Below are 12,108 nucleotides of genomic sequence, written 5' to 3'. Positions count from 1 at the left end.
TCTGACGATCGGCTACCTCATGTGCGAGCGTTCTTCGGATGTCAGTGCGTCAACCGCTTTGCGGCGCACCACTTGTACGGGACCGTTCACGCTGTAACTCGTGTTCCGCCCAGCTCCATCGATGCTCGCGTTCGGATCGCCGCCCAGCACCTGTACGGAGATGATCGACGGCATGCGGTCGCGTGCGTCGCTCTGCTGCTGGCGCGCGACGTCCTCGGCGGCTTTCGTCGCCGCGCTCGCCGCCGAGCTGGCGGCATTGAGCGCGCCGACGTTGACCGATTGCACCACGGGCAGGCCGACCGATTCACCCTTGACCTGCACGTTGTCCGCGTTGGCGACGTGCGCTGCCGCCACCACGAGGTTGCCGGAGACGCGAATGCCCGCATCGCCGGCGTCCACGGTACCGCGAGGCGCCATCAGGTACACCGAGCCTTCCGGTGCGCCGGCGACCGTCTGCAACGTCGCGATACCCGCGCCGGACACCTGTCCCGCCGCATCCTGCAGGCACCAGGCATCGATCGTGCAAAGATAGCGCACGGGCGGTATCTCGCTGCTGGTCTTGGCCCCCTTGCCCGCATTGATGTCGCCGTTGGAACTCCAGATCGTCACGTCACCGCCCTGCTCGGTGAAGATGCGGCTCTGCGCCAGCAGCGTGCTGCCGTCGCCGAACATCGATACGTTGCCTCGCTGCAGCGTCAGGATGCCCTGCGTATTCGGCCCGGCAAGCATGTTGCCCCGCGGATCGACGATGACCGGTGGCGCCGAACTGCTGCCCAACAAGGCCTCGCCTCCCGGAGCGAGGACGGAGACGTCGCCGCCTCTCTGGGTCTGGATCGTGCTGCCGCGGATATCGAGATCGCCCGTGTGCACGAGCTGCCGGGCGCCGTTGCTGCCGCCGTCGAGCCCATTGGCGGTATACCCGAGCGACGCGGGAAACAGGGTGTTCAACGCGTCGTAACCGCGCAGGTACTGCCCCGCGAACGGGCTGCTCGCGTCGCCATAGTCCTGGCCCACCTGGGACAGCACGCGGAACAGCGTTTGCTGGACGAACACGGCCTTCGCCTCGTCGGGCAACGACTGGAATCGCGTCCATGCCTCGTCGACGGTGTAGTCCGGTACGTGACGATCGGCGAGCAGTCCGGTATCCACCCCGAGGCCGGCGTCGTAGTTTTCGACGAAGGTCACCAGGCCCGTCGAACCGTCGTCGAGGCCCGCGGGTTTCCGGGCCGCCGGGTCGATGTAGCGCGCGATGAACGCGGCGCTGTCGATGCCCGGTGCCACGCCGTACGACGCCACGATGGATGCGCCCTGCCCCGAAAGATGCGGATTGAAGATATTTCCGACCGTATCGATACCCGTGTAGACACCCGCGCCGGCCGGCGCGAGAAGCACGCTGAAAGGGATCTGTCCCTGGTTGCCGTAGAAGTCGGTCTGCGACGCCAATCGGCCCAGGTCGCGGCCCGCTTGCACGGAGAGATAGCCCGGCCCCGCCTGGACGATCAGGGGCAGAACGTTGTTCGGCTGGTCGGCCGCCACGAGCGCACCGAGGGGCGTGTCGACGATGTCGCGCCCGGCCTTGATCACGGACATGTCCGAACCCCGGATCTGCTGACCGACGTAGGCGAGGTCGACGATGTCGCGCCCCGCTTCGATGCGAGCGGCCTTGTTGGGCATGAGGTATCCCGCCGCGACGCCGCCGCCCGTGCCGTTGGTGATGTCCCCTTGCAACGCATAGACGCGCACCGGGTCGGTATCGTCGGCATGCCACGGCTCGGCCGCGTGGAAATACGCCTGGAACGCGGGATCGACCGACGTCGCGTTGCCGAACAGATAGCCGCCGATGCGTGCCTGTGTCGCCACGCCGTTGGAATCGTCGATCAACGGCGACAGGCTCAGCGGCGACGCCATGGAACCCAGCGGGGCATCGATGATGCCCCATGAACGCCGCGTGGCCTGCCCTCGGCCGGCGATGTCGAACGTGACGTTGCCCTGGGCGAGGAGGCTGAGATTGCCGTGGTCCGAGGGAAACAGCTCGCCGCTGGTCAGCAGGGACAGATCGCCCTGCGCGGCGACGAAGTGGACCGTGGCCGGAAGGATGTCGCCCGCCGTATCGGTGGCGGCGTTTCCCGAACTGGGGACGAGCCCCGGGGCGAACAGGGCGATGGGCGCCGTGAGGTCGCCGTAGGTCAAGTCGCCGGATAGCGCGCTCACGTCGATGCGCGAATTCGCCGAATACCCCTGGCCGTCCGCGTGGTGCGCGGGAAGCAATTCCGATACGCCACGGGAATCCAGCCACGACGGATCGAATATCCCGCCCAGTGACACCGATTCCCCCGCTTCGATGGAGAACTGACTGTCCTGCATGGCGATCAGGGTGGATACGGGCATCGTCGCGGGTTGGCCGGACGGCGTCGTGTAGCTCACCGAAAAATCGCTTCCGATCCGGCCGCCGGCCTGGACATGGCCCTGGCCGCGGGCCACGAAGTAGCTGCCGCTGAGGATGTCGCCACCGGCCTTTACGTCGAGGTCGCCGCCACCGTAGGTCTGGAGGTTCCGCGCGCCGCTGGCGTCGGTGGAGATCGCCCAGGTGGTCGGCAGCGACACGGACAACTGACGGATATCGCCACCGGCCTGCACGCTGACGTCGCCGCCCGCGCTCATCAATCCCTGGTCGAACGCGCCAAAGTCGATGGACGAACGCGTTTCGCTGTTGTTCGTCTGCATCCACTGCCACCAGTACTGCGCCGTGGGCGTACCCGGCGTGCCCGTCAGGTCGCCCGTCGTGTCGAGCATGTCCTGCCGTCCCACGATGTCGCGACCGGCGGATACGTCGAGATGGCCGGCACCGTCCGGGTTGACGGCGCCGGTCACCACCAGCTCGGTCGCCGCCGACGCGCTCAAGCCGTCGACCTCGGAGGGCTTGAGGATCGAGGCCGTACCGTCGGCCGTCGTTCCCGCCGCTGGCGCACCCGCCGTGTAGACGGCGGCGGGCGCGCGATCGTCCGACCAGCGGACATCCGCCGCCGCCACGATGTCGATGTCACCGGTGCCGGTGCGGATCACCGTGGGCGCCGCGAGCACGCGACGGCTGTCGGGGTCGGCGTAGTCCGTATGGCCACCGAGCAGGACGGAACCGGCCGCACCGTTTACGGTCGCCGTGGGATCCGACGAGGTCACGTCCGCACCGGCGACGAGGCGATACGAGGCGCTACGTCCACCGGACACGTTGGCGCTCAGGATCGGCAGAGGGTTGTTCGTCACCGCACGCGGCGACGGACTGTTGTCGATGGGCGCGGGCGTCGCAGGGATAATATCCAGTGACGCGGGCGGTGCGATCAGCGCCTCGAAGATATCGGGCACAAAAAGTGTATCTGCAAAGTCCGTCAGGGACGCCGACTCGATCAAGTATGGCTTATATGCGGCCAAGTACGCCGGATAGTCGGCCAATGTGGTGGGTTTCGTCAGAGGCACCGGCGCACCGTCCACGTGCTCGACAAGCGAAAATCCCAGGCCGAAGGCGATCACGTTGGCGGGCGTTACCGGATTGATGTTGTTGCTAATCTCAGGAATGACCTCAGCCAGATAATCACCATACATGACGTACTGCCCGTAGTACTCGGCAACGGCGAGCGGATCACCGCCAGTGAGGACGACCGGCTCGCTGAAGAGTTCCGGCGCGATATTCCCACCCGCATCCATCGCCGCCTGGAAACTCGCCTGCGCCTCGATCAAGCTCGCCAGCGGCGGAAGACCTCCCACGCCGCCCGCGCTGGCGTCCTGATAGAAACCGTCGGTGATGCTCGCCCGGATATCCAGGTTGCCTTCCGCCCGAAGGCTAAGAACCGGAGCCTGGTCGCCGTAACGATAGGCGAGATGGAGTGCCCCCTCGGCATCCCGCGTTCCCGCGCCCAGGTTCCAGGGAGTGAGCACGGTGATATCGCCGCCGTTCGTGCCGGGATCGCCGTTGCGCAGTTCGATGCCCGGCTGCACGTCGAGCGTGGGTGCCACGCCATGCAGGCGGGATTCGAACGCGAAACCCGGATGCTCGATGTAGCCCATCAACGTGCCGGGACCGTTACCCGCATCGCCGGCGGCGTAACCGTAGAACGACGCGTGCGCCTGATCGAGGCCGTCCGGCGTGAAACGATATCGGGCGAGATAGTCGGCGACCTGTGCCGGGTCCGCCGGGTCCGGCCCGGCGACGGCGTTACCTGCGTCGTCCTTGAACGTGCCCGCCACGAGCACGGGCCGGCCCGTCACCGGATCGGACGTAAACCATCCCGCGGCATCGACCAGGCCGTCGAAATGCTTCGCGGAATCGCTCGACGCATCGCGCGTATCCCACACCGCATACGCTTCGAGCGACGGTTCGCGCGAATGCGACAGGTCGGTGCCGGCGGCGATATCCACGGGCACGTCGCCGTCGACGAGCAACGGTGCGCGCAGGTACAGCTTTCCGTCGGCGGCGGTTCCGTCCTGCCGGATGCGCGCGCCGCTTCCGATGCGGATGTGTCCGGCGTCGGCTCGCCGGACTTCCTGATAACCGTAGGACGCCACGACACGGCCATCGCCGATGCCGCTCGTTCCGATGGCGATATCGCCGCCGTCGTGGTTCGGATCGGACGCGCGGGTGTTCAGTCCACCGTCGATGTCGACGCCCGTGGCGCCGAACAGCGTGATCTTGCCGCCGAACGTACCGGACGCGTCGATATCGCCCGCGATATCGACGTCGCCGCCATCCGCCGTGAGGCGCACCAGGTGCGAACGCAAGGTCTGCCCTTCCGCCAGGGCGAGATCGCCCGTACCGGTGTGGATGGACACCGATCCGTTCAGGCCGCCGTCTCCGGCGAGTGCCGCGACGGAGCCCAGGTCGACGGCTCCCATCGCATCCACCGAGAGCACCCCACCCAGGTAACCTTCCGCGGCGCGGCCGATGAGCGTGCCGTCCAACGTGACGTTGCCGTGTTGCGCAAGCACGTCCAGCGTGCCGGCCCTGCCGCCGCCCATCGAGCCGCTGACATCGAGCACCGATCCCGCCGAAGCGATGACGCTTCCCGCATCGGCCTCCAATGCGATCGTGCCGCCCGGCACGGACACGTTCACGTCATGGAAGGGCAACGATGCACCGCCGACGTCGACGTTCGCTCCCCCGTCGAGGCGAACGTCGCCCCGCGTCGCATGCAACGCAATCCTGCCCCCGGGGGCCATGAGCGCAGTGGAGACGTCGATCGATCCGCCTTGCAGGGCGATCTTGCCGGCGACGTCCGCGGACGGTGCCGCCGTGCCGCCGTCGGTGAGCAGATGCATCGCGCCCGTCGTGTCGAGCGCGTTATCGGATCCGGATTCGGCCACGATGCGAGGCGTGGCGATGTCGATCGCGGCCGTCCCCAGGTCGATCGAGCCGACGCCCGAGGCATAGACGCCATCGGAGGCATGGGCCGAGAAACCGGAGAAGCCCGAGAACGTGCTGTCTCCCGACCCCAGGTGCACCTGTCTTGCGTCGATCTGCAGCACGCCATCGCCCGACTGGGCGGTGGAGCGCGTGGCCCCGGTGTCGTTCGAGATCGTCAACGAGTCGGCGGAGAGCGTGGCGTGCCCTCCCTCGCTGCCGATCGTGGGTGCGCTGAGGGTGATGGCGTTCGACGCCGAAAGCGCGACATCGCCGATGAAGTCGATTCCCTGGCGCCCACGCAAGGTCGTTTCGTCGCTATGGGAAAGCTGCGCGAGGATACGGGGACCGATCAGGAGGCTACCCGCCTGATCCTGCAGCGACGGGTCCGTGGCGGTCAGGCCGATGCGACCGGCGGTGACGTCGATGGCGTGCGCATCGAACACGGCGTCCGCCGATAGCGAGGTCGTTCCGGTCGCGTCGAGCGTGATTCCCCCGGAGGATTCGATCCGCGCTCCCGATCCGATCCAGAGATGCCCACCCGGCGTGCCGGCGGGGCCGTCCAGACCGGTCACGTCGGCGCGGACGATCGGCGTCGCGGCCTGGCCGGAGACGCGCAACAGCGCACCATCGCCGCCCACGCCGGCCGACGCGTCGCCGGGCTTGCGCCCGATGAGCAAGGGCGCCGAAGGCGCATCGTCCGCCATGGTCGCCTTGACGACACTGCCGTCCCCCAGCGTCACCCCGCCATCGCCGTTCGCGACGAGGATGATTTCGCTGCCCTGGAGCGGATGGGACGCGTCGTTGGAAAGCACGACGTCGCTGGCCAGCACGTCGATCCGGTCGCCCTCGTCGGTGCTCCCACGCTTGCCGCCGATAAGCAGGCTGCCGGCGCCCAGCGACGACAGTTCGTCCGCCGATACATGCAGGTATCCGTCGAGCCCGGACGCATCGCCGCCCGTGACCTGGATCGCGTCACCCGAGATGTCCACCTGCGAAGCGCGCCCGCCCTTCGCCGGCGCCGCGTCGAGCGTCGCGCCGAGCGACAGCGCCGCCGTGGCGGCGATGGTGAGCCGGCCGGCGTCCGCACCGAGTCGGGGCGTGGTGCTGCCGTCCTTGCCGGCCTTGGCCGTGAAGAAGGTCGCCGCGGACGTCAGCGAATACTCCGAGTACTGATTCCATGTCGGGGCCGACTGCACGATGAAGGAGCGGTTCCGCGCATCGCGCGCGCCGGTCAGGGTGTCGGTGAAATAACCGCTGACGATGTGGCTTCCATCCGGGGCCGTGACGGACGTGCCCATGACCGGATCGCTCACCGCCGTGTTCTGTACCACGCGGTACGCGCCCGGAAGCGTGGCGTAACGCGCCGGAAGCAACGTATAAACACCGTCGGGCAGCCCCGGCAGGCCGGCCAGGTACACCGCCTGCCCTATCTGCGGACCGGCTCCCGCACCGAGTTCCAGGGCCACGTCGTGGGCGGACACCGGAGCGTCGTAGCCCGGCAGGATCGCGTAGACCGGCCTGCCGTCCGCATACAGGGATGTCGGCTCACCCTGCTGCGATGTCGAATAGTCCGTATAGGTCTGCGCCAGCACGTCGCGGGTGCCTCCCGTTCCCGGAATCCATTCCACGGCCTGGAGGTCGCCGCTGCCGGAAAGGTCGACGGTGGCTCCCGCGTCGACGGCCACGGCATCGCCCACGATCGACACCGACTTCTCGGGCGGACGATCGACGAGCGGCTGCCGTTGTCCGTCCTGGTTCTCGTAGTGCCAGTCCTTGCCGTCCTGCGTCGTGCCGTAAGGCAATACCGCGCCGGCCAGCGACACCGAGGTCAGGCTCCCCGGCGCGAGATGGACCTCCTTGGTGGTGGCGAGCGGCATCGAGGCATCCAGGCCCAGCGACGTTCTCGTCGCCTCCGGATCGTCGGTACCGAGAACGATGGACCCCGACGGCACCCAGAGCGTGCCTTCCTGATCGATATGATCGGCCACCACTGCCAACGTGCCGCCGGCGGACAGGGGCGTGGAGGCGTCGTGCCTATCGGCCTGGTGGAACGTGACCGTGGTGTCGGACGACGGACCGGCCGCGTTGATGAGGAAGGCGTAATGCGTCATCGGGTACAGGCGGCTGGCGGTGAACGCCAGGTCGCCCGCGCCGTTCAGCCAGCCCGTCTGGTTCACGCCGGGATCGTCCGTGGGCAACGTGAAGCGCACGTCGCCTCGCGAGTCGAACGAGGCCTGCTCGAACCCGAGCAGGTTGAGTCGGCCGCCGATATCGATGAAGTCGGCATCGACCTCGAGCATGGCCTGGCCTGCCGTCGCCCCAGGCCGCGTATCGGCCGGCGCACCCAACAGCGCGACGTAAGGTGCCTCAAGGCGGACCGCACCCCCTTGCGACGCCGTGCCGTCGGCCGACGACGTGCGCGAACCGGCGTCGATCGAGGCCAATCCCGTCGTACGTAGCTGGATGCTTCTCGCCGTGTCGATCGACACGTCACCGGCGAAGGTCACGAGCAGGTTGCGGTAGCCAGCTTCGGGCGCATCGCTACCGGGAAGCGCCTGGCCCAGATAAAGGTCGTCGATGCCGGAGCCGGCGAGACGATCGACCGCGAAACGCAGGTCGCCGCCATCGCGCTCGTCGAGGCTGTCGACGGCGAAGGGATCGCTGTCCTGCGGCAAGCGCCACCCGCTCTGGGCGAGGATCAATTCCCCGTCGCGAACCGGTCGCAACGGATCCACCTGGGACGAAATCGCCAGGCTTCCGCCACGGGCCTGGGCCGCACCGCCGTGCGCATCGATGCTCCCGTCGAAGTAGAGTCCCGTGCCGGACTGGATGTCCAGCGAGCCCGCGTCGCTCCACACCGGTGTCGCCACCAGCGACGTGTCGGCCACGGCGTGGCCATCCGCATCGGCGGGAAGGTCGTAGGTGTCGCTCGCACCGGACAACGCCACCCGTGCCCCGCGCTCCGCGACGACATCCTGCCGGGAATAGAGTTCGACGGTGCCACCGTCCAGCACGGTGCCGTTGCGTGCCGGGACATCGGCGGTTCCGCTGCGGGGAATCGCGCCCGCCGCGGGATTGCGCAGGGATATCCCGCCGGCATCCAGTTCGCTGTGGGCACCCAGCCAGACGCTGCTGTTGACCGGAAGATTGAATCGGGCCAACGCATCGAGGTTATGCAGGGCTATCTTGCCGCCGGGCGCGACGAGGGCACCGTCGACGACCACGTTGCCGCTTCCCGTCAGGGCGATCGTGTCGCCCGCATCCACGCCGATGCGGGCACCGTCGCCGACGGTCACGCTGCCGGTGACGCCCTTCAGTCCCTGGCCGATCCAGTCCAGGTACGTGCCCGCCTGTAAGGACAGGCCGTCGTCGGCGCCTCGGTGCACGTAGCGGAAGTACGCGTCCACGTAGCCTGTCGTCGCCGCATCCCCCGTCCCTTCCGTGCCAAGCAGGTGTTCGCGACTGCCCACGCCGCGCAAGGCCGAGAGGTCCGCGAGCATCGCCCGCGGCTTCACGACGACTTGCGCACCCGGTGCGACCGTGGCGTCGGTGTCGGCGATGAGGTTGTACCTGGCGAAACCCAGTGAGGAGAACATCGACGGATCGAGATAGAGCAGCGCCACGTCGGGAGTCGCCTCGGCCGTGCCACCGATCTGGATCCGCGGTGCGTGCAAGGTGAGCGTGCCGCCACCGTCGAATCCTTCGGCGATCAGCGTCCCGCCGAGGTCGATTCGCCCGCCCAGGAGATCGTCGGGCATGCCCGCGCTTCGATACGACAGGATCGGGCCGTCGACATGGGTCTGGATGGCCACGTCGCCGCCACGTCCCCGCGGCAGGTTGCCGTCCATCGACAGCGATCCATCCGCCCCGACGTAACCGCCACCCGATACGTCGATGATCGAGCCCGGCGCCAGGGTGATGTCCGGCGTGATGTCGACCGATTCGCTACCCCGGCTCGTCAGGCCGGTAAGCGACACGCTACCGCCGTCGATCCAATGGTCTCCCTGCAGCGCGTCGGCCGCGCGTCCAGCGTCGTTCACCCACAGACCGCTGGCGTCCAGCCGACCGTTTTCGCCCACCGACAGGAAGGACGGAACGGATTCCTGCTGGTTCGCGTTGCTCGCGCGTGCCGAGAGGTTGATGGCACCACCATGCGAGGTAATGGTGCCGTCCACTTCCACCGAGGTCGCCGTGATATCGACCTCGCCGCCATCGGCGACGTGGAGATCCGCGCCGTCCTTCACCAGCACCGTTCCCGCCGTGGATACGCGAACCTTGCGGAAGCCCGCGTTGTCGATCATCGCGGTCGACAGGCTACGCCACCACAGGGGATTGTCCGGATCGGAAGGGTCACCTCCCCGCTCCGGCAAGGGATCGTCGGCGTCGAAATCGGGCTTGTAACTCTCCAGCGGCACCCTCTCGGACTGGATCACGACGTGGACGGAGTTGGCCCGGCTCACGCCCTGGAACGTGTTGAACGATGCGACATCGATGACGTCGATATCCAGGGAACCGGCCAGCGGTTCGGTGCCTCCACGCACCTGCTCGCGCCCGGCATAAGCATGGGCGCTGACATCGCCATCCAGGATCAGGTCGAACGTCCGGTCGACGTTGCCGTCCTGGCCGAACGACAGCGTGCCCGCGTCGCCCCCGCGGATGAATCCGGGGTCCCAGCGTTTCATGTTGGCGAGCAACGGACTCGCGTAGGTTTCGGTGACGCCCCACCGCGCGTGGTCCTGGCTGTAGACACCGGCGAAGCCGGCGTACGGGACGTCGGGATCCGCCGAAGCGATGTCGTATATCAGGCCGTTGGCCGCCTGCAGCCGCGGCGTGGAGATATAGCCGGGCAGATAATCGAGGAAGCCACCCTCCAGGCGCAGTTGCGCGCCGGTCCGGATGATCGCGCCGTTCCTGAACGCGATGTTGCCCGACCGTATCATCAGCTCGTCGACCGTTCGCGGCACGTTGTTCACGTAACCCGCCGCGTTGAGGATCGGGCTGCCGACCCAATCCAGTCCGTCCGCCCGGGTGCCCGACACGGTGCTATCGATGACCACGTCCTTGGCCGAGAACAGGAAACTGTCGCGCAGCAACGGCGAGTTCGCCAACTCGTTGAGGCCGATACGCGGGATGGTCACCAACAGGGCGGACAGGGGCAGCGTGACGTTCGCCAGGCCGGACACGTCGATCGTGGCACCGCCGTCGACGTACGTATCGTGGGCGAACGTCACGTTGCCCGCCGGCACTTCCATCAACGAGCCCGGGTTCAACCGGGCATAGACGTTCACGTCGACCCGGCTGGTCACGAAGGCCGCGTCGGCTTCCGGCGTCGAGGTGGTGGTTTCGCCGTCCTTCTCAGGCAGGATCGTCGTGACCGAGCCGCCGCCGAACGTGACCGACGGTTTCAGGCTGCCGCTGCTGCCTGCATCCATGGCAATGCTGCCCGGATGGCTGAGGCTGGTGGACGACACGAGTACGCCGTCCTGGTGCATCCCTTCGCCCAGCCATTGGATCCTGCCGCGGCGAGCCTGGACGAGGCCGGTGTTTTCGATGATCCCATCGGTCGTCCCGGCACCCCTGACCGCCTGCACGTTCAGCTGGCTACCCGTGGAAGTCGGCGCCATCGCCACGATCTGTGCCGCCGCCATGATCGCCTGGCCGTCGTCGGCGACGATCTGGCCGGCCTGCGTGATGGAAGGCGCCGCGATCAAGGCGAACCCATCCTTCGACGTGGTGATGGAGGCACCCTGTTCAACGGTCACGGCGCCTCGGGCGGTGACCGCGCTGCGCGAATCGCCGTTATCGGTGAGAAACCCGGTGACGGTTCCGCCGTTGCCCAGGATCTGCTCGGGATCGGTGGTGCTTCCGATACCGTATTTCAGGAAGAACGCGTTGCTTTTTGACACGTCGTTGGTGAAGAGATCGAGGGAACTCGCGATCAGCGAGTGCGTATTCACCTGTGCCCCGCCACCGAACACCATGCCGTTGCGGTTCAGCAGGTAGACGGTGCCCTCGGCCTTTATCTGGCCGAGTATGCGGCTCGGATCGCCCGACGGATCGTTGATGCGGTTCAACGCCACCCACTGGTTGCCGCCGTCGCTCTGCGTACCGGCCGTCTGGTCGAAATGCACCGTGGTATGCCGCCCCACGTTGAACGACTCCCAGGTCAGGATCGCCTTGGGCGCCGTCTGTTTGATCTCGACGTCGGTACGGCCACCCGCCACCGACTGGGTCGGTGCACTGGCGTTCTGCCATAGCGAGGGATCGGCGCCCACGCCTCCGGCGACCTTGAGGCCGCCATCGCCCAGGCCGTCGGGTATGTTCGACGGCAGCTGCTGCGCGGAGGCCTGTGCCGCCTTCTGCGCGCTCATCTGCGCAGCCACCGCCTGAGCCGCGGCATTGAGGTTGGCGATGGACTGCTGCACGCGCTGCTGCATCATCACGTTGGCGGGCGTGAAGACATTACCGCCGTTACCGCCCTGCCCCGTGCCCGGTGCCGGTGGCGTCTGCGCGACGCCGGCCTGCTTGCCGGCGATCCATGCCTGGCTGAATGTCGGTGGCGTGCCCGCATGCGCGACACCGCCGAAGAGGGCCAGCGCGATGAACTGGCACATGGCGCGCCGACGAAGCGTGGGACGCGACCTGGCGGCGTCGAAGCGGCGGGAAGCGGAAGCGTGGATAGGTGCGATCATGACAGGCCTCGAAAAACAGGATGC

1 protein-coding gene is annotated in these 12,108 nt (G+C 67.6%); it reads right to left on the bottom strand.

The genetic code is table 11. The features are described from left to right. Nucleotides 1–12: 12 nt before the first annotated feature. Complete coding sequence (locus tag JNG39_RS04700) at nt 13–12,084, bottom strand: filamentous haemagglutinin family protein (protein ID WP_368309996.1); 12,072 nt, start codon at nt 12,082–12,084, stop codon at nt 13–15. Nucleotides 12,085–12,108: the final 24 nt, after the last annotated feature.

This window comes from Luteibacter sp. CQ10 (genome assembly GCF_040900725.1).
Classification (GTDB): domain Bacteria; phylum Pseudomonadota; class Gammaproteobacteria; order Xanthomonadales; family Rhodanobacteraceae; genus Luteibacter.
Note: the sequence above shows the minus strand (reverse complement) of the source record. Positions and strands in the feature narration are given on the sequence as shown.